The 20,700-nt window shown below is 41.0% G+C and carries 17 protein-coding genes, 2 rRNA genes and 1 other annotated feature; of the genes, 1 reads left to right on the forward strand and 18 read right to left on the reverse strand.

The features are described 5' to 3' along the window. Nucleotides 1–11: 11 nt before the first annotated feature. The 6 genes from tnpA to AA0017_RS19105 all read right to left on the reverse strand — a co-directional run bounded on the left by tnpA (nt 12) and on the right by AA0017_RS19105 (nt 8,683). Entirely contained in the window at nt 12–473 is a 462-nt protein-coding gene (tnpA, locus tag AA0017_RS19080; protein WP_413382362.1) for an IS200/IS605 family transposase, read from the reverse strand. Between the two features lie 192 nt (nt 474–665). Then, complete coding sequence (locus AA0017_RS19085; protein ID WP_413377021.1) at nt 666–1,925, reverse strand: ubiquitin-like domain-containing protein; 1,260 nt, start codon at nt 1,923–1,925, stop codon at nt 666–668. A gap of 353 nt (nt 1,926–2,278) precedes the next feature. Beyond that, nucleotides 2,279–3,046 (reverse strand): TatD family hydrolase, encoded by a 768-nt coding sequence (locus AA0017_RS19090; protein WP_413377023.1) that lies wholly within the window; start codon nt 3,044–3,046, stop codon nt 2,279–2,281. A 99-nt stretch (nt 3,047–3,145) separates the two neighbouring features. Beyond that, complete coding sequence (gene metG / locus AA0017_RS19095) at nt 3,146–5,140, reverse strand: methionine--tRNA ligase (protein WP_413377025.1); 1,995 nt, start codon at nt 5,138–5,140, stop codon at nt 3,146–3,148. 55 nt (nt 5,141–5,195) lie between these two features. Continuing rightward, nucleotides 5,196–5,455, reverse strand: a binding site (T-box leader). A 415-nt stretch (nt 5,456–5,870) separates the two neighbouring features. Next, nucleotides 5,871–7,703, reverse strand: coding sequence for an ATP-binding protein (locus AA0017_RS19100; protein ID WP_413377027.1), 1,833 nt, complete (start codon nt 7,701–7,703; stop codon nt 5,871–5,873). A 14-nt stretch (nt 7,704–7,717) separates the two neighbouring features. Further along, the gene (locus tag AA0017_RS19105; protein WP_413377028.1) at nt 7,718–8,683 is read right to left on the reverse strand and encodes a DNA double-strand break repair nuclease NurA; all 966 of its coding nucleotides are present in this window, start codon (nt 8,681–8,683) and stop codon (nt 7,718–7,720) included. A gap of 206 nt (nt 8,684–8,889) precedes the next feature. Here AA0017_RS19105 and AA0017_RS19110 point away from each other — a divergent pair, with 206 nt between their 5' ends. Next, nucleotides 8,890–9,177 carry an AbrB/MazE/SpoVT family DNA-binding domain-containing protein gene (locus AA0017_RS19110; RefSeq protein ID WP_003320844.1) on the forward strand — a complete coding sequence of 96 codons (288 nt, stop codon included), beginning with the start codon at nt 8,890–8,892 and terminating at the stop codon, nt 9,175–9,177. Between the two features lie 115 nt (nt 9,178–9,292). Here the strand turns inward: AA0017_RS19110 and rsmI are convergent, their stop codons facing one another. The 12 genes from rsmI to AA0017_RS19170 form a co-directional block, all read right to left on the reverse strand. Continuing rightward, nucleotides 9,293–10,162 (reverse strand): 16S rRNA (cytidine(1402)-2'-O)-methyltransferase, encoded by an 870-nt coding sequence (gene rsmI, locus AA0017_RS19115; RefSeq protein WP_413377031.1) that lies wholly within the window; start codon nt 10,160–10,162, stop codon nt 9,293–9,295. Beyond that, on the reverse strand, nt 10,140–10,421 hold the full coding sequence (locus tag AA0017_RS19120) for a GIY-YIG nuclease family protein (RefSeq protein ID WP_413377033.1): 282 nt from the start codon (nt 10,419–10,421) through the stop codon (nt 10,140–10,142). Before AA0017_RS19120 ends, rsmI begins: the two co-directional genes overlap by 23 nt. Further along, nucleotides 10,418–11,158 (reverse strand): tRNA1(Val) (adenine(37)-N6)-methyltransferase, encoded by a 741-nt coding sequence (locus AA0017_RS19125; protein WP_413377035.1) that lies wholly within the window; start codon nt 11,156–11,158, stop codon nt 10,418–10,420. The genes AA0017_RS19120 and AA0017_RS19125 overlap by 4 nt, the downstream gene beginning before the upstream one ends. Before the next feature lie 215 nt (nt 11,159–11,373). Continuing rightward, the gene (gene yabA, locus AA0017_RS19130) at nt 11,374–11,715 is read right to left on the reverse strand and encodes a DNA replication initiation control protein YabA (RefSeq protein ID WP_413377037.1); all 342 of its coding nucleotides are present in this window, start codon (nt 11,713–11,715) and stop codon (nt 11,374–11,376) included. A 15-nt stretch (nt 11,716–11,730) separates the two neighbouring features. After that, a complete protein-coding gene (locus tag AA0017_RS19135; protein WP_413377038.1) occupies nt 11,731–12,555 on the reverse strand; it encodes a stage 0 sporulation family protein in 825 nt (274 codons plus the stop codon). Between the two features lie 4 nt (nt 12,556–12,559). After that, complete coding sequence (gene holB, locus AA0017_RS19140) at nt 12,560–13,555, reverse strand: DNA polymerase III subunit delta' (protein ID WP_413377040.1); 996 nt, start codon at nt 13,553–13,555, stop codon at nt 12,560–12,562. Between the two features lie 11 nt (nt 13,556–13,566). After that, on the reverse strand, nt 13,567–13,896 hold the full coding sequence (locus AA0017_RS19145; RefSeq protein WP_413377042.1) for a cyclic-di-AMP receptor: 330 nt from the start codon (nt 13,894–13,896) through the stop codon (nt 13,567–13,569). A 2-nt stretch (nt 13,897–13,898) separates the two neighbouring features. Continuing rightward, nucleotides 13,899–14,552: a dTMP kinase gene (tmk, locus tag AA0017_RS19150; protein WP_413377044.1), complete on the reverse strand. Its 654-nt coding sequence runs from the start codon at nt 14,550–14,552 to the stop codon at nt 13,899–13,901. Next, nucleotides 14,552–15,982 (reverse strand): aminotransferase class I/II-fold pyridoxal phosphate-dependent enzyme, encoded by a 1,431-nt coding sequence (locus tag AA0017_RS19155; RefSeq protein ID WP_413377046.1) that lies wholly within the window; start codon nt 15,980–15,982, stop codon nt 14,552–14,554. Before AA0017_RS19155 ends, tmk begins: the two co-directional genes overlap by 1 nt. Before the next feature lie 392 nt (nt 15,983–16,374). Continuing rightward, a complete protein-coding gene (locus AA0017_RS19160) occupies nt 16,375–16,581 on the reverse strand; it encodes a sigma factor G inhibitor Gin (RefSeq protein ID WP_413377048.1) in 207 nt (68 codons plus the stop codon). Between the two features lie 949 nt (nt 16,582–17,530). Next, nucleotides 17,531–17,646: ribosomal RNA gene (gene rrf, locus AA0017_RS19165) — 5S ribosomal RNA — on the reverse strand. Between the two features lie 59 nt (nt 17,647–17,705). Beyond that, a 23S ribosomal RNA gene (locus tag AA0017_RS19170) occupies nt 17,706–20,644 on the reverse strand. Nucleotides 20,645–20,700 lie beyond the last annotated feature (56 nt).

The raw sequence follows: 20,700 nt of genomic DNA on the forward strand, positions 1-20,700 counted from the left end.
AAAGAATTTCTTTATCTCTTCTTATTTTTCTCTCCGGTAAACGGGTCATAGTCTTCGAACAATGATAACTGATCACCCATATAGTCTTCTTTTAGCTGATTCCTAATGTATTCTTGTATCTGCTTCTTGTTTCTTCCCACTGTATCAACATAGAAGCCTCTACACCAAAACTTCCTGTTCCCGTAGCGATACTTCAAATTGGCATGTCGATCAAATATCATGAGACTACTTTTCCCTTTTAAGTACCCCATGAATTGTGACACACTTAACTTCGGCGGAATACTTACTAACATATGGATGTGATCCGGACAAGCATTTGCTTCATGAATCACGACCCCTTTTCTTTCACATAAATCTCTTATGATCTGTCCGATACTTTTTTTGTATTTTCCATAGATGATTTGTCTTCTGTATTTTGGTGCAAACACGATGTGATACTTACAATTCCATGTTGTGTGTGCTAAACTATTCATGTCCTTCACAGGGCATACCTCCTTCTTTGGTGCGATGAAGCGGTCGGGAAACCAACTTTATCCTACCATGAAGTGAGGTTTTTTTTTAATACCACGCTTGAAGCTTTTTAGAACCCCCGGCATAGCCAGGGGTTTTCGAAACCACTAAAAAAGAAAAGCACAGAGCTACTGCCCTGTACTTTACATATAAGCTTAATCCAGAATGGTTATCTTCACTTGTTTGCGGCCCCAACGTTGGGCTTCTGCCTTTGTTGGAACGTGAACATCAATTTTATTTCCGCTAATGGAACCACCAGTGTCACCAGCAATCGCCACGCCATAGCCTTCCACTTCAACACGGCTACCTAACGGGATGACGTTCGGATCAACGGCAATGACTTTCATATTAGGATTATTTTTTAAATTAATGCCTGTTGCTGTGACGCCACTACAACCGTTACAGCCAGCTGTATACGCCGTAGCCGTTACCGTAAACGTCTTGTTATCAGATGCTGAACTACTTGATTGGCTGGACTCACTCTTATTATTACTACTTGATTGGTTAGAAGATGATGGTGTGGAACTTCTAGCAACTTGGACAGGTTCTGGTTTCGTCCCAACCGCAATCACACGATCGGCACTTTCTTTCACTGTCTCTTCCTTCACAAGCTCTCGGGATACTTCTTCACCGTCTTCAAACACGACTTCATAGTGTTTTTCAACTTTTCCCTCTTCGCCTTCATCCACGACTTTCTCTTTTCCGTTTTCAAGTGTATTGTCTTTTTTAGTCACTGTACCAAAAGAGACCGTTTCTTCCACTACATCGGTGACTTTTTCTACCCGCACAACTTTAACTTGTGCTTCTTGCTCTAGCTTTTCCTCGAGTGCTGGTTCCACACGATCAAGTTCACCTAAAGACACATCTTCTTTTTCTAAAAAGTCAGCGACAGTCGTCGAAGTTGTCCAAAACTCTTGTTGTTCCCCGTCACTCGTTAACACGACTTGGAAGGCCGATTCATATTGTACCTCCAAATTTTCCGTTATGGTTGTTGTAAGGACTGGTTGTATCACATCATGTTCCTTATATGCTATATCTAAATCTTCAAGAAGTTGTTCAATTGTATCTCTGGTCGTCCATACTGTCTCTTCTTGCCCGTCAATCGTTACAAACACTTCCTTCGCCTTCTTCCAAACGACTTCCATGTTCCCAGTAATTTCCGTATCAAGTGCTGGTTCTATAAGATCATGCTCTTGGACATTCCAGTTTTGCTCCATCATGAAATTAGCAAGTGTGCTAGCGTGTGTATCATATCTCTCTACTTCGCCATCAATGCTAATTTCAACCGTGGCCTTTGTCACCTCGTATACAGCGTAAATAATTACGCCAACGAAGAGAATGAGACTAATGACGGAGATGAATAATCCCTTTCCAGTAAGCTTACCTGGTAGAAGATTACGTATGTTTGCTACCATGTCATAAACTCCTCTCTCTCAACGTCCGAATTATAAACACTGACCTCCTCTTTTGTCAACTTTATATTTTCATATCTCTCCCGCATGCTGTTCATTATCCACCAAATTTCGAACGAGGGAAATAAAAAAATATCGACACGTCCACTGTATGTATAACGTCGAAATTGTAGAACGAAAACGAATTTAGCAAAAAGAGGACAAGCATATACAAAATACGACAAAAACCCTATTAAACTAATACATCACACACCTTTAAAATCCTACACCATTTGTCAAATTGTAATGAAGATGTAATCTATATTACAACAAAAATCGAACAAAAAAATGGACCTGACCTTGGTCCATTTACTCGTTTATTTAATCTTAAATATTTTTTTTGCGTTTTCTCTCGTTTGCAAAGCAACTTCTTCTACACTCATCTCGCGCAATTCAGCGATTTCTTTGGCAACTAATTCCACATAAGCAGGTTCGTTTCTTTTTCCACGAAATGGATGAGGAGCAAGATAAGGGCAGTCTGTTTCAATTAACAAACGCTCTAGTGGAACTTCTTTTGCAATTACCTTTGGACGCTTCGCATTTTTAAATGTTACAGGCCCTCCTAAAGAAATGTAAAAGTTCATATCTAAGCATTGGGTGGCTATTTCTACACTCCCACCAAAGCAATGCATAATTCCACCGACTTCTTCAGCCTTTTCTTCTCTCAAAATATCAACAACATCTTGATCCGCATCTCGATTATGGATGATAATAGGTAGTTGAACCTTTTTAGCTAATGCTATTTGTTTACGAAAGACTTCTTTTTGAATCTCTTTTGGCGACTTGTCCCAATGATAATCTAACCCCATTTCTCCTAGGGCGACCACTTTCGGATGAGCAGCAAGTTCCTCCAACCATTTTAAATGCTTCTCCGTCATATCAATCGCATCAACCGGGTGCCAACCAACTGCGGCATAGAGATAATCGTATTTTTCTATTAAGTCAAGAGCTCGATTAATGGTCTTCTCGTCAAAGCCGACGACAACCATCTCTTTCACACCGGCCCTTTCTGCCCTCTGAATGACTTCCTCTAGATCATCATCAAATTGATCGGCATTCAGATGAACATGTGTATCAAAAAACATTCATACCACTCCTTTAACAAACTATCACCCCAAAATAATATTCTGAAATAACAATAGAGAGAAGAGTGATCTTCTCTCTATATAACAATTAGATTACAATTACTTTACTTTTGCCCCATTTGGTAATGATCCATCCACTGTAGCGAGTTGGAGCTTCTTTCCTTTAGATCCAGCTAAAATCATCCCTTGTGAGAGTTCACCACGTAATTTCACTGGCTTTAAATTTGTTACACAAATGACTTTTTTACCGACTAGCTCTTCTGGTTTATAATATTTTGCGATACCAGAAACAACCTGTCTTTGTTCAAACCCAACATCAAGCTGAATTTTTAATAAACGGTCGGCTCCTTCAACTTGTTCCGCTTTTAATACTTCAGCGACATGAAGTTCTACCTTCGTAAAATCATCAATTGTAATTTCATTGTCTTTTACAACTGGCTCAATTGCTTTTTCCTTCTGTTCATCTTCTGATAACAAAACGCCCCCCATCTGGGAAACAATATGACCAACTTCTTCTTTTACATCTAAACGAGGAAAAATTGGGTTGCCTTTTTCTACTTTTGTCCCAGCGTTTAATTGACCAAACTGTGATAAGGAATCCCATGTTGTTTGCTCTTCTGTAATCCCTAGTTGAGACCAAATTTTTGCAGGGGTTTCCGTTAAGAACGGTTGAATTAAAATCGAGATGTAACGAAGCGACTCGGCCAAATGATTCATAACAGAACCAAGCTCTTCTTTTTTCGACTCGTCCTTTGCAAGTAGCCATGGTTGAGTTTCATCAATATATTTATTTGTTCGACTCACCATTTGCCAAATTGCCGTTAAAGCGACCGAAAACTCCATCTCTTCCATTGAATCTTCCACTTTTTTCACGGTAGCGTCAACAAGGTCTAGAAGAGGGGCATCAAATGGCGTCGCATCTTTAACATACGCTGGAATTTCTCCATCAAAATATTTATCAATCATCGCGACCGTACGATTTAAAAGGTTTCCTAAATCATTCGCTAAATCGAAATTAACACGGTCCACAAATCCTTCTGGTGTAAATGTCCCATCTGAACCAAACGGAACTTCTCTTAATAAATAATAACGAAGAGCATCAAGGCCGTAACGATCGATTAATGGAACCGGATCGACCACATTTCCTTTTGATTTAGACATCTTTCCGTCTTTCATTAATAACCACCCATGACCAAATACTTTTTTAGGTAATGGTAAATCAAGAGCCATTAACATGATTGGCCAATAAATCGTATGGAAACGGACAATTTCTTTTCCAACTAAATGAACATCTGCTGACCAATATTTTTGATACAAGCTATCATTTTCTTTTCCATAATCTAAGGCCGTAATATAGTTACAAAGGGCATCAATCCAAACGTAAATCACATGTTTTGGATTGCTTGGCACTTGAACGCCCCAAGAATAGGACGTTCTCGATACAGCTAAATCCTCTAAGCCTGGTTTAATGAAATTATTAATCATTTCTTTTTTACGCGATTCAGGTTGAATAAAGGTTGGATTGTCTTCATAGTACTTTAGCAGACGGTCGGCGTATTTACTCATTCTGAAGAAATAAGATTCCTCCCGAACTTTCTCAACTGGGTGACCACTATCAGGACTTTTCCCGCCAATAATCTGTCCATTCTCATCTTTAATTGGGTCGACTAATTGCAGTTCTGTATAGAACGTTTCATCTGGAACTGAATACCAGCCTTCATACTCATCTAAATAAATATCTCCCTGCTCGAGGAAACGCTCAAAAATTTGGGCGACGATTTCCTTATGACGCACTTCGGTTGTTCGAATAAAATCATCGTAAGAGATATCAAGTTTTTTCCATAATTGCTGGATGCCTGCGACAATTTCATCAACAAACTCTTTTGGTGTTTGCCCTTTTGCTTCGGCTTTTTGTTCAATTTTTTGTCCATGCTCATCTGTCCCTGTTAAATAACGAACATCATAACCACGAATACGCTTATATCTTGCCATCGCATCCCCTGCAACCGTTGTATACGCATGGCCAATATGAAGCTTATCACTTGGATAGTAGATTGGGGTTGTAATATAAAAACTTTTCTTTTCTGCTGTCAAAATAGACGCCTCCTCATAATTTCAAGTTAAAAACAATACAAAAAGCCCTCATCCAACATGGGACGAGAGCGTTTCTCACGTGGTACCACCCAATTTCCCCTTCGTAAAACATAAAAAGGGCTCTAAATGTCATTTGACAAATCTGTTAACGCCAGCTACGTTACACCCTTATGCCTTTTACGAGGCACTCGAATGTAAGTTCCTCCCGAGACCATCTTCTAACACTGATTTATACCGGTTTTCAGCTTCCCCGGCTCTCTGTGCATCACCTGCTCATAAATCTAGGTATTATACTCATCTCTTCATCGGAATCCTATATAAATCAATCTTTCCATAATTGTACCCAAAATATACCTAACAATCAATTAAGTAATCCTAAATAATCGATTAAAAGATTCACACGATTTCTATTGTCTCAAACGATCAAATACTTTGCTAAAAGGCATTCACTATTCGTTGGACAAATCGACTTAACACTCATATCCAAATTTACGGAATCGAGCTTCACGTGGCCACTGAAAAACGGTCTACACTCGTTAAAATATGGTTAGATTAGTTAGTATAAGCTGCATGCCCTACGCGTTCCGCGGGTGAATCGGGAGCCTCCTCGCTCCGCTTTGGTTCATAAAGAAACAGTTTGTGCCTATGAATGACTGTTTACATAGAATTCTAATTACCTTTGATTTTCTCAGAGAAGACTTCTTTTTATTCGGAGAACCTAATGAGATGGTCAAGGGCGATCATAAATATGGGCAAATGGTGTTTTGTTTTCCTTTAAATGCCCTTCCATGCTTAAACTCTTGAGCTTATTTTTCCATTCCTTCACATCCCATGACTTGGATGTTTTTTGATTAAGCTCAGACAGCTGATTCATAAGTTGAATTTCAGTTAATGGAAGAAAGTCGTCTAATGCTTCCATTAAACTCTCCGTATCCGTTTCTTTCATTTCATTTAACTCATCAAAAGGATTTAATGTATGTGGGCTTGAAGAGTGGGCAAGTCGAATCCGAACCGCCATCGTTCTCCCGATAATGGCTGAGGAAACAAAAACATCGCCCGAACGTAAGTAGGGAAGTCGTTTGCCTTCTTCTGCCGTTAAATCGGTTTCTTCCTTGATTGTCTGAATATCAGTCCCACGAACCGTTCGAAAGACAAATTTAGAATTGAGCTGTGCTGTAATCGTCTCATCTAATAAAGTCGGTCTTTGTGTCGCAAAAATCAGAAATACCCCATATTTCCGTCCTTCTTGAGCAATTTCTTTTAAGACAGACTTAGCAGGCGATTCATAGCCTTTAGGAGCAAAATTATGAGCCTCATCTGTTACTATTACAAATGGTGGAAAAAACTCACCTTGTTGTTGCTGTAACCTTGCATCTTTATAAGAGCGACGCTTCCCGTACAAGGATCCAATGACATAGCTTGAAAAAACTTGCAAGAGCCAGACCGCTCCTTGTACAACAACCAACTGTCCCGCCTGAATCCCTTGCTCAATCGCTCGAATATTATGTTGAAAAAGCCCAGCCTGATAGAGGCGATTCATTCGCCATTGAATTCCCTTTACAGAAGAGAGCGGCAAACTGCCATATTGGTCTAAAAGCTTTTTAAATGTATGATATCGTTGCAGCTCATCCCTTGTCATTCCACCATCATGTAAAATCGACTCAAGTTTTTGTTTGCCAAGCTCAAGTGCCTCTGCTAAATTGGCGGTGCGATCACTAAAAGATTGGTAACTATCTTTACGTTTATGCACAGATTGAATGACATTAATCATCGATTCTGTTAATGCTCCTGATGCAGCAAGTAAACGCTCCACATCACGCGTTGACAACGCTGAGAAGTCGACGCCGACATCACGTCCAATTTGCACGACCATATAACGTTGCTTATAGTTTGGAACCGTTCCTATCCCTTCTGTTTGTACGGAAAAATCCATTTCAAAATGCGGGTCAAATACAAGCGTTGGAATTTGCAATTTCATGAGTTCCTCTAACATGACACGTAATCCAAAAGACTTCCCTGAACCAGAGCCACCAAATACACCAATATGTGGATATTGTTGCATCGCTCGAATATCAAATATAAACGGAATCCCTTGTTGCTCCCTCTTTATATCATTTTCTTGGATCGACACAAGTCCTTGTAAATGATCAGGTAGCGTCTCAGCGACATAATCAGTTGACTTCACTTCGCCTAAAACCATGCCTTTTTTGGCTGTTGTTGTCACTAATAATGATTCAATCTCATAAAACTCAGGATGTCTCACATGAGCCCCTGTTTGTAATGGTTGAATCGCCTCTTCAAACAAACGGACTTTAGCCAAATGAATATCATCAGCCCCAATATCATACCCAATATGCTCAAGCGTTTTTAAAACTTGATCATCAACTAACCCTTTATCAAACCCCATGGGAATATAACGATTATAGGAAAATGTTTCGACAACCTCTCCTTTTGGTTGGTTAAGATGGTCATCTTCAATGACAACCATTTCATTCATTCGAAATTTATGTTCTTTTGAAGCCACATACACTTCATGCTGAGTGGTAACACCAACAACTTGCATCCTTTCATCCCCCTTTAATATGGTCTTCCTTGTCTTTTTTTACTTAAAAATCGCTGTTTCAATTCCGGATCAATATATTGTTCGACTAAGGCCTCAACTAGTTTATCGGTTACCCGTACTTCACGGTCAATATGATCAAGCCAAAAAGGAATCCCTCTCCCGTTTTTAGGGGTTAGTGTCGCTAATAGACGAGCCATTTCCCATTTATGCTCAGCTTGTTCATCCAACATATCAAATCCCGTTATTTGAGGGTCTGCTCCTAACCTCATCCAAACGGATTGTAAACCAGCTTTATGTTGGATTTCTTCTATATAAATAGCTTCTCCTTGATGAAGAACGCCAAAAAGCAAATCACGATCATATGTATAACCATCTTGCTTCAACGACTGAAACGCCTCAAGTCGAACTAAGTTACTAGTCGTAATCTCCTCTGAGACCCCAACAAGTAAGACGTGATCGGCTAATGCCTTTTCTTTTAATTTGTCCCATTCTAATGGAGCATCAATCCGGTAATGATAGAGAGCCCCATCCATCATTAATACTTTCAAATTTTGCACTTCTATTAACTGATAGGCCGCAGTTAGTTCTTGTTTGGCTAGTAGATGCGAGCGTTTCTTTTTCGTATCTTCTAGTTCCTCCTCCTCCATCCTTTCATCATCTAATAATGGAAAATAAACATCCGATACAAAACATTCATACCCAGTCGTCGTTTTAGCCAGTGCTTGGAAAAAATAAATTAGATGGGGCGGTTCCCCTTTCGTTTGATTAACCGATCCATCTACAGCTCCTAACAATCCACCACCTAGCCAAACACTTAAAGACTCGTTGTCAAATGTTGATATTTGTCGAATATCCACATTTGATTCAGTCAATTTTTGTCGAATATTAAATTTATCTGTATTAGTAGACTTATATTTTTGTCGAAATGATAGGTTCACTTTCTTTATCTTATCTAAAAAGTCTTGGTTAATTTTTAACAATTTTATCCAACCTCTCACTATGAAAATACTTATATATAAAGGTTTTTTTTACCCTTCCTTATAAAGTTTTCATAAAAAATATACGGAATTCAAGAAATATTAATTGACTTGTTTTGGAAACGTTGGTATTCTTAGTTCAGATAGAAAAATGTCGAATAATGACACAATAAAAATAAATTTTAATAGTCTGAGAGGAGACGATTTAAATGAAATCTACAGGTATCGTTCGTAAAGTTGATGAATTAGGACGTGTAGTTATTCCAATTGAACTACGTCGTACACTTGATATTGCTGAAAAAGACGCTTTAGAAATTTATGTTGATAATGATCGTATTATCCTTAAAAAGTACAAGCCAAACATGACTTGCCAAATTACTGGTGAAGTATCTGATGATAACCTATCTATCGGTGGCGGAAAGATTATTTTAAGCCCCGAAGGTGCAAAAGAAATCCTAAAAAGCCTTGAAGATTACGTTGCAAAAACGGAAGCTTAATTTATTATGATGACACCCAAAGACTCGATTTTTTAAATCAGAGTCTTTTTTCTTTTGAGGTAGGTGAAACAAGAGGTGTTATTCACATAGCCTCTACTCCTCTCGTTTTACCTATTTATTGATGATATTGTTGATAAATCTCCCTTTTAGGCTCATCACGTTCTTCGGCCACTTGTTTTATCGCTTGTTTTGAGGTCATACCTAAAGAAATATAATGGTCGACATGTTGGACCGATGAAAGTGCCTCCCACCATTTATTTTCCTGTTCGGCTTCTTCATTTGCTCCTTCCACAACAAGACAAAATTCCCCTTTCACTACTCCTTGCTCGACCCATTGCAGGGCTTCCTCTAACGTCCCTCTTTGATACTCTTCAAATCGTTTCGTTAATTCTCGGCAAATAGACAAGCGCCGATTGCCCAAATGTTCATATAAAGCAAGAAGGGTTTCTTTTAAACGGTGCGGAGCTTCATAAAAAAGCAAGGTCGCCTTGTGATATTGAATTTCTTCTAATACTTCCTGCCTTCGTTTCTTTTGTCTTGGTAAAAAGCCGACAAACTGGAATTGTTCGGACGGTAAACCAGAAGCAATTAGACTTGTTAAAGCAGCATTTGCCCCCGGTAAAGAGATGACTGGAATATCCGTTTCCTTCAATACGAGTTGCACTAAATCATAACCAGGATCAGATATGGCTGGCATCCCTGCATCACTAACTAAAGCGATTGTTTCCCCTAATTGCAACCTTTTCAAAAGTTGTTCGCCTGCTTTAGCTTTATTATGTTCATGATAACTAAATAAACTTGTTTCAATTTCATAATGATTACATAACTTCTTTGTTTGGCGAGTATCTTCACAAGCAATCACATTTGCTTCCTTCAACATACGAATCGCTCGAAACGTCATATCTTCCAAATTCCCAATCGGTGTCGGAACAAGATAAAGCGTTCCTATTTTGCCTTCCTCTTTAAAACTCGTCTGTTCTTTCATAGAAATCACCCTTTTCACTATAAATCAATCGTTCTTTCTCTTTTCTAGATAATCGCTTAAATGCATATTCTGCTTTTAATGCTTCTGATTTTGTTTCGTATTCCGTTACATGGATCACTTTAAAAGGGCCTCTTCCTCGCGTATATTTGGCTCCTTTTCCTTCTTCATGTCTCTTTAATCGCTTCTCAAAATGATTTGTATATCCTGTATACCAGCTACCATCCGCACATTCTAACACATATACAACATGAGATGTCATTGTTCGATATACACCTCTTTAAAAGCGTCTGAGTATCCACCTGACTGATTTAAAATCGTAATCGGGTAAAGCGTTTCCAAGCCTGGCTGTCCTTCCTTTATGGCTTCAATTAAGACCATATTGGCTGGTTTTCCTTCTTTCGGATGAATCAGCTGCATTCTTTTTGGTTCAAGCCGATACGCTCTCATCTTTTCCAAAATATCTGCTAACCGCTCTGGTCGGTGAACAATTGCCACTTTCCCTTTATACTTTACTTGCTCACTACACACTCGAATAACATCATCAAGTGTACAAGCAATTTCATGTCTTGCTAAGGCATGATGCTCATTCAGATTCTTTTCTAGTGCTTGTCCCGCCTCAAAATAAGGAGGATTACACGTCACCACATCATATTTCTTTTTTTGAAGAGAAGCTGGTAAATGGTTTAAATCGGCCTGGACAAATTGTACTTGTTCCTCTCTTTCGTTCAACTGTCGATTTCGGAGAGCATAATCAATTAGTCGTTCTTGGAGCTCAACTCCAACAATCGTCGCCTTCGTTCGAGTTGTTAACAAAAGAGCAATGACCCCATTGCCAGTACAAAGATCAAGAATAGCTCCCTTCTGAATAGGAACTCGTACAAATTTCCCTAAAAGAATCGCATCGATTGAAAATGAAAAGACAGAAGGGCTTTGAATAATTTTTAAGTCCGTTCCACTAATATAATCAAGTCGTTCATCCTTTGTTATTTTTTCCATCTTACTTTTTCCTCACTTTTTACTATCTTTGTCATCGTTTATTCTTTTCATAATAGGAACTTATCTATTACTTCTTATATATCATAAATAATTTTAGACCATATTTTTAGTTTAACCTCATAACAAAAGCATTCCTTTTTTTGTATGGTTTAACTATCTTAAAGTGGAAAAAAGTCCTCCTTATAATTGGAGGACCCTTTGAGGTAGACATAGATTTATTTTTGATGTAAAAAGGACAGGCAAAACAAGCAATCATCACCATCAGAACGAATACTTCCATAATGAGTATTACAAATATGAAAGCCTTCCTGGTACAAGCGAGCTAAGTTATCATATCCTTCACCAACAACCGTTTTCTTTTTCTCTTTTTTCGCCGTTGTTGTTCGTTCCGTTTGAGAATCAAGTCTCTCTCTCAATTTTTCATTTTCCATCTTTAATGCTTGATTTTCTTCTAAAAGATGGGCCAGCTGTTTTTTCAATTCACCCATTTCATGATGAAGCTCCCCAATTCGCACCTCAATATTGCTCACCTCAGTAAAAATTGCCTTTTTGTCCACGTCTTTTCCACCTCATTATTCTGCGGCTTCAGCTGCTGCCTTTCGGTTCACTAGCTCATCCAAGGTAAACTCTAATACTCTCTCACCTTCAAATAGTTCTACTTGAACTATTTGCTCCAGAATATTTAAGCCAATTACCTTCCCGATACCATCAGGGGTCGAGATCTTTTTACCGACATCAGGTAGCTCCTGTTTAGCCGTTTCATACATATCATTCTCATATTTCAAGCAACACATAAGCCTTCCACATAATCCCGATATTTTCGCAGGATTTAACGAGAGGTTTTGATCCTTTGCCATCTTAATTGAAACGGGTTCAAAATCACCTAAAAAAGATGAGCAACATAACACACGACCACAAGGGCCAATTCCACCAAGCATCTTAGCTTCGTCTCGAACCCCAATTTGTCTTAATTCGATTCTCGTCCGGAAGATCGCTGCCAAATCTTTAACAAGCTCACGGAAATCAATTCTTCCATCCGCTGTAAAATAAAATAAAACTTTATTTCGATCAAATGTATATTCAACATCTACTAGCTTCATATCTAGTTTATGCTCTTGTATCTTTTCCGTACAGACACCTAAAGCATTACGTGCAGCTTCACGATTCTCTTGAACCGTTAATTTATCTTTAGCTGTTGCAATTCGTATAACTTGCTTTAACGGTAAAACAACATCTTCTGTACCTACTGTCTTTACCCCAATAACGACACGCCCGTACTCGATACCACGGGCAGTCTCCACAATAACCGCTTCCCCTTTTTCCAGTTCGAATTCCCCTGGGGAAAAATAATAGATTTTGCCTGCTTTTTTAAAACGGACACCTACAACCTGATGCAAACCGTTATCCCTCCTGTATGTCAAGCAACAGCTTCTCCATCAAAAGCTGTGAATTAACATTAGCATGTAAGTACTGTTTTGCCTCTATTACAGCCGCCATGCTTTTACTTAATTTCTCTTGCGAACTAGAGAGTGCTTGTTGTTGCAATAAATTAGTTTGGTCAACGAAGGTCTCCACTTCCTTGCCGACCTGTGTATATAAAAGGTCTCTCAACCATAAGAGTATCATATCCAGACCAAGCTCCTGCTCCTTTTTCTCTTTAAATAGTGGAACCCATTTCTCTTGAACAGTAAAAAACGCTTGATTAGGTCTATCATATAGCTCCTGCATTAATTGTATCACTACGGTCCTTGCTTGTGCAATCCAATCACCATTAGTTAATTCAATCGCTTCATCAAAACTTGTTGTCAGACTTCCCAATATATTGGAAATCCCTTCTGAAAGCTCTTGTTCTCTTAACCTCGCAACAAACTCATCACGAGGTAAAGGCGAAAACGTCAGCTGCTGACTTCTTGATTGGATCGTTGGTAAAATCGCTTGCCCTTTTTCTGTTAAAAGCAAGGCAAGAGTCGGTGCCTCAGGCTCTTCAAGAAATTTAAGTAAACTATTTGCTGCACTTGAAGTCATTTTATCAGCATCCTGCACTAAATAGACCTTCTTTTTTGATTCCATCCCACGATAAGTGAATTCCTTTTGTAAGTGCTCTACTTGTTGTTTTTTGATCGATAAACCATCTGGTTCGATCATATGAATATCAGGATGGTTTCCATGCTCAATTCGGGTGCAGTCCACACAAGTTAAACAAGGCTCGGCTGCGGTAGCTTGTCTATTTTGACAAAAGAAGCTCTTCGCTAACTGAAGAGCTACGGCTAATTTTCCCGTCCCTTTACTTCCTTCCAATAAATATGCATGAGCGAGTCGGTTCTTCTCCAAACTACGCTTTAACATCTTAACGACTTTTGGTTGTGTTTTTTCTAAGTCCGCCCAAGTTCTATTCATATAATCACCCTTTAAAACTGTTCAAATTGCTCAACAGGAAGCACAAAAACCGTTGCTCCACCTACTTGCACCTCAACTGGGTATGGTACATATGAATCGGCATTTCCACCCATAGGAGAAATGGGTGCGACAAGCTGCTCTCTGCTCTTACAATTTTCTTTAATAATTTCCATTAAACCTTCAACCTTTTCGTCTTCAGTCCCAATCAAAAAAGTCGTATTTCCCGCTTTTAAAAATCCGCCCGTACTCGCCAGCTTAGTTGCTCTAAAGTCCGCTTCTATTAACGCATCTGACAAACGATTACTATCCTTATCTTGTACAACAGCCATCACAAGTTTCATCTTTACCCCATCTCCTTTAACGTTTTAAATTTCTCATGAGCCGTAATCACATGAATCACTTGTTGATACACATGCTCTACTGTTTGCTCGGCATCAATTACCGCTATTCGTGAACGATACATTTCGTTTACTTTATCATATCCTTCTTTCACTTTTTTGTGAAAGTCTAATTTCTCTTTATCCAACCGATTGACTTCTCGGTTTTTATCACGTGAAATTCTCGCTAACCCGACCTCAGGATTAATTTTAAAAAACAACGTTAACTCTGGTAGATGCCCTTCCACTGCAAACTCATTAATTGAGAGTACTTCGTCGACGCCAATTCCTCTCGCATAACCTTGATAAGCTAAGCTGCTATCAATAAATCTATCACATATGACTACTTTACCCGCTTCTAATGCCGGCAACACCTTTTCCACTAAATGCTGCCTTCTAGCGGCGGCATACAATAACGCCTCTGTCCGCTCATCCATTTCTGTATGAGTTACATCTAAAATGACTTCACGAATTTTTTCGGCGATTTTAATCCCACCGGGTTCTCTCGTTCTCACAACATCTAACCCTTCATCTGTTAAAAAATGCTCAATTTTATCAACAATTGTTGTTTTACCAGCACCTTCTCCTCCTTCGACTGTAATAAACCAGCCTTTTAACATCACACTTCCTCCAAATCTATTGTCAAAATACTATCTCTTTCAGCATCATAACCTTGAAATCTTGCTCCTGCTTTTGCTAATCGTTCTATTTGTTCTAGTACGGACTTTTGAATTTTTTCCCCTGGATACAATATAGGAATTCCTGGTGGATAAGGGATGACCGTCTCTGCTGCCACTTTACCTACCGCCTCATTCCATTTTGAGACCGTTGTTTCGTAACGTTCTGTCTCTAATAACTGTAGGGTTGAAATCTTTTCTGCCCGTTGTTCGACTTTCATTTTATGTTTCTCAATGACGGGCTTTGACTTTAATCGCTCTCTTAATAACGAAATATTCATTATCGCTTGATTCGCTGGAGCGACAAATCCGCATACGAGCAATACGTGATACTCATCTGCTAACTCTGTCTCCAACTTATATTCTGAAAAGAGGCGCTGCAATTCAAAACCCGTTAAGTTAGTCTTTGATCTTATTGTAACCTTTAATGGATCGCTTTGTAAGCTTGAGTTCTCATATTGAGCCACTTCCAATTGCGGAATACTATTTAATTCGTCCTTTAACCGCTCTACCCCTGCTATAACAGTCTCAACATCTTCCTTTTTTAAAGATTGTAAAAAAGCTCTTGCCCCTTCTAAAGAAACGAGCAGAAGATAGGAAGGGCTACTTGATTGAAAAATAGCTAACGCTTGTTGAAGTTTCTTCGTTTCCTCATTATTCACTGAATGAGAGACATGTAAATAGGCTGACATCGTCAATGCAGGTAACATTTTATGAGCTGATTGCACAACCATATCTGCCCCTAATGTAATCGCCGATGGTGGAAAAGGATCTCCCAAAATAAAATGAGCCCCATGTGCTTCATCAACTATTACTTTTAAATCAGATTCTTTTGCTATTTGAATAAGCGGTTTTAGCGATAAACTGACTCCATAATAATTAGGGTATGTAAAAATAACTCCCTTTGAGTCAGGAAACTTTTTCAACGCTGACTCAAGGGTTGAGGAAGCTATACCGACTGCTTGCCCCGTCAGCTCATCATACTCAGGTTCAAGGAATACAGGGACGACTTCTCTTACTTTGATCGCATTTAGAACGGATTTATGGCAATTACGTTGAACAAACACATAATCCCCTTTTTGAAAAAAAGCATAAACCATTGCTAAATTTCCAACCGTTGAACCATTCACAAGATAATAGGATTTTTTGGTCCCATAGAAAGAAGCAAGCAGCTTTTCACTTTCTAGTATGGGACCTTGTGGATCATGTAAATCATCCAACCCTTCAATTTCGGTTACATCATAACTCATCATCGTCTGAAAATCTGACAGTTCTTTCGGATATACCGCCCCATTTTTATGTCCAGGTACATGAAAGGAAACGGACTGTTTCTCACGATGCTTCTGTATCGTATCAATTAATGGCGTCCTCATCTATTCACATCATTTCCTTACTCTCTTTTCTACTATTATATATGAAACCCCCACCCCGAGCATATACAAAGAAAAGCGAAGGGCGTTTGCTTAGAAGTGAGAAAAAATATAGGGCTGGCTAAAAAGCCGCTTTTTGGCTTTATAGACAGACCGATTTTTCTCGAGCTTCTAACGCCCGCAGCTGGACAAAGAAAAGCGAAGGGCAGCGGTTAGGAATGAGGAAAAATTAGAACAGCCGTGAAAGTCGCTTTTTGACTTTCTAAGGGTGGGCGGTTTTTCCCGAGTTCCTGCTGACCGCAACTCGACCTAGAAAAGCGAAGGGCGTTTGCTCAGAAGTGAGAAAAAATACAGGGCACACAAGAAAAAACCACTTTCAGTTAAGAAAATGGTCTCTAGTTTAATTCACTATGAGAATGGATTTTTTTCATCTGATGTAAGTAATGACTATAATCCAAATCACTCGTATTAGAGTTTATAATCTTCCGTTCACACGCCTCACATAAAAAAGAATCAATGACATGTATTCCTGCTTTTTGTGGCTTTTCGCAAATCATACAAACTTCACCAAGCCGCAATTGAATGACTCCGGTTTTTTTCATTAAAACACCCCCAGCATCATTGTCGGCAAATTTCTAAATTTTCATACATAATTTTTTTGAAAAATTCCGTTCTTACCATTCTTTCTCCTTTTTTCCCCTTTGATTAACCTTATTCACAAAGTTGCAATTAAGTGCCTATCCCTTTAAAAAAGGAATAAGCTGTTTGACACAGACTATAATGGCAACGATTTGATTATCATTTAGAAAATCAAAAAATATCGTCTGATTCACAAATTTTTCTGTAACAATTACCTTTACCTTCTGTAGAAGCACCTAACCAATGAGGAGAAGTTATATATAATTCCATCCCACCCTTAATATTTCCATTTACTTTAGGTTGCTTACCTATAATCTCCTTAGTATCTTTTTTTCTATTCTAACTTTGGTTTATTGGACAAACTAGGGCTGAATGATCTCCCTTTGTCTTAAAAGCTTCATTTATTGGACAAACTCGTGCTGTTCAGGTCCGTTTTGTCTTAAAAACCTTATTTATTGGACAAATCACAGCTGAATAGCCCACCCTTTGTCCCAAATGCAAGCTTATAGGATAATTCCACTTCTGACGTTGGTCTTTCTTTCCCATAAACCATACAAAGTTCGACTAAAATACGCCTTCTTACTCCGTAAACACAATAAAGCACACTCCTTATTGGAATGTGCTTTATCGCTTGGCAACGTCCTACTGCCTCTTCGATTCTCTTCTTCGGGAAAGCGGGGCACGTCGCTTTTTCCTCGATGTTTCTCATGAGGCAGCACGAAGACAACCGATTCGTCTTGCACCCGACTCCTAGTTGATTCATGAGGCCTTTCAAATGAGGGTTTTCATGAAGTTCTCGTTTTTGAAGCGTATCCTCCGCAGATGCTGCCCTCTCGGGCCAGAGCTCTTCAGCGCCCGAGCGTTCTCTTTATGCATACTAAAAAACACATCCCTACTGGAATGTGTTTTATCGCCTGGCAACGTCCTACTCTTGCAGGGGGAAGCCCCCAACTACCATTGGCGCTGAAGAGCTTAACGGCCGTGTTCGGCATGGGAACGGGTGTGACCTCTTCGCTATCGCCACCAAACTGTTGAGAGGGTTCTCTCAAAACTAGATAATTGATAAAACATGATGTCAAGAATAATAATGGATAAGTCCTCGACCGATTAGTATCTGTCAGCTCCACGTGTCGCCACGCTTCCACACCAGACCTATCAACCTCATCATCTCTAAGGGGTCTTACTGGATTAACTCCATGGGAAATCTCATCTTGAGGGGGGCTTCATGCTTAGATGCTTTCAGCACTTATCCCTTCCACACGTAGCTACCCAGCGATGCTCCTGGCGGAACAACTGGTACACCAGCGGTGTGTCCATCCCGGTCCTCTCGTACTAAGGACAGCTCCTCTCAAATTTCCTGCGCCCGCGACGGATAGGGACCGAACTGTCTCACGACGTTCTGAACCCAGCTCGCGTACCGCTTTAATGGGCGAACAGCCCAACCCTTGGGACCTACTTCAGCCCCAGGATGCGATGAGCCGACATCGAGGTGCCAAACCTCCCCGTCGATGTGGACTCTTGGGGGAGATAAGCCTGTTATCCCCAGGGTAGCTTTTATCCGTTGAGCGATGGCCCTTCCATGCGGAACCACCGGATCACTAAGCCCGACTTTCGTCCCTGCTCGACTTGTAGGTCTCGCAGTCAAGCTCCCTTTTGCCTTTGCACTCTACGAATGATTTCCAACCATTCTGAGGGAACCTTTGGGCGCCTCCGTTACTGTTTAGGAGGCGACCGCCCCAGTCAAACTGCCCACCTGACACTGTCCCTGAACCGGATCACGGTCCGAGGTTAGAATGTCAGCACAGTCAGGGTAGTATCCCACCGACGCCTCCACCGAAGCTAGCGCTCCGGCTTCCAAGGCTCCTACCTATCCTGTACAAACTGTACCAACATCCAATATCAAGCTACAGTAAAGCTCCATGGGGTCTTTCCGTCCTGTCGCGGGTAACCTGCATCTTCACAGGTACTATAATTTCACCGGGTCTCTCGTTGAGACAGTATCCAAATCGTTACACCATTCGTGCGGGTCGGAACTTACCCGACAAGGAATTTCGCTACCTTAGGACCGTTATAGTTACGGCCGCCGTTTACTGGGGCTTCAATTCAGAGCTTCTCCCGAAGGATAACCCCTCCTCTTAACCTTCCAGCACCGGGCAGGTGTCAGCCCCTATACTTCGCCTTGCGGCTTCGCAGAGACCTGTGTTTTTGCTAAACAGTCGCTTGGATCTTTTCACTGCGGCTCTCTCAGGCTATTCACCTTAATAGAGCACCCCTTCTCCCGAAGTTACGGGGTCATTTTGCCGAGTTCCTTAACGAGAGTTCTCCCGAGCGTCTTAGAATTCTCTTCTCGCCTACCTGTGTCGGTTTACGGTACGGGCACCTCTCACCTCGCTAGAGGCTTTTCTTGGCAGTGTAGAATCAGGAACTTCGGTACTAAATTTCCCTCGCCATCACAGCTCAGCCTTCGCGAGAAGCGGATTTGCCTACTTCTCAGCCTAACTGCTTGGACGCACATATCCATCAGTGCGCTTACCCTATCTTTCTGCGTCCCCCCATTACTCAAACGGTGAGGAGGTGGTACAGGAATTTCAACCTGTTGTCCATCGCCTACGCTTTTCAGCCTCGGCTTAGGTCCCGACTAACCCTGAGCGGACGAGCCTTCCTCAGGAAACCTTGGGCTTTCGACGGAGGGGATTCTCACCCCTCTTTTCGCTACTCATACCGGCATTCTCACTTCTAAACGCTCCACCAGTCCTCACGATCTGACTTCGCTGCATTTAGAACGCTCCCCTACCACTTACACCTGAAGGTGTAAATCCATAGCTTCGGTGATACGTTTAGCCCCGGTACATTTTCGGCGCAGAGTCACTCGACCAGTGAGCTATTACGCACTCTTTAAATGGTGGCTGCTTCTAAGCCAACATCCTGGTTGTCTAAGCAACTCCACATCCTTTTCCACTTAACGTATACTTGGGGACCTTAGCTGATGGTCTGGGCTGTTTCCCTCTTGACTACGGATCTTAGCACTCGCAGTCTGACTCCCGAGGATAAGTAATTGGCATTCGGAGTTTGACTGAATTCGGTAATCCTGTGGGGACCCCTAGTCCAATCAGTGCTCTACCTCCAATACTCTCACCTCGAGGCTAGCCCTAAAGCTATTTCGGGGAGAACCAGCTATTTCCGAGTTCGATTGGCATTTCACCCCTACCCACACCTCATCCCCGCATTTTTCAACATGCGTGGGTTCGGGCCTCCATTCAGTGTTACCTGAACTTCACCCTGGACATGGGTAGATCACACGGTTTCGGGTCTACGACGGCGTACTCATTCGCCCTATTCAGACTCGCTTTCGCTACGGCTCCGCTTTATCAGCTTAACCTTGCACGACATCGTAACTCGCCGGTTCATTCTACAAAAGGCACGCTGTCACCCATTAACGGGCTCCAACTAGTTGTAGGCACACGGTTTCAGGATCTCTTTCACTCCCCTTCCGGGGTGCTTTTCACCTTTCCCTCACGGTACTGGTTCACTATCGGTCACTAGGGAGTATTTAGCCTTGGGAGATGGTCCTCCCGGATTCCGACGGGGTTTCACGTGTCCCGCCGTACTCAGGATCCACTCTGGAGGAAACGAAGTTTCAGCTACGGGGTTGTTACCCTCTTCGACGGACCTTTCCAGGTCGCTTCACCTACTTCGTTTCTTTTTGACTCCGTATAGAGTGTCCTACAACCCCAAGAGGCAAGCCTCTTGGTTTGGGCTGTTTCCGTTTCGCTCGCCGCTACTCAGGAAATCGCATTTGCTTTCTCTTCCTCTGGGTACTTAGATGTTTCAGTTCCCCAGGTCTGCCTTCTCATACCCTATGTATTCAGATATGGATACCATCCTATTAAAGATGGTGGGTTCCCCCATTCGGATATCCCCGGTTCAAAGCTTACTTACAGCTCCCCGAGGCGTTTCGCCGTTCGTCGCGTCCTTCTTCGGCTCCTAGTGCCAAGGCATTCACCGTGCGCCCTTTCTAACTTAACCATTTCGGCTGCAAATCAACGGCGGATTTCTTCGTCCACTTCACCTTCTCAGTCATG

The organism is Alkalihalobacillus phoenicis (assembly GCF_047302405.1).
GTDB lineage: Bacteria > Bacillota > Bacilli > Bacillales > Bacillaceae_D > Alkalihalobacillus.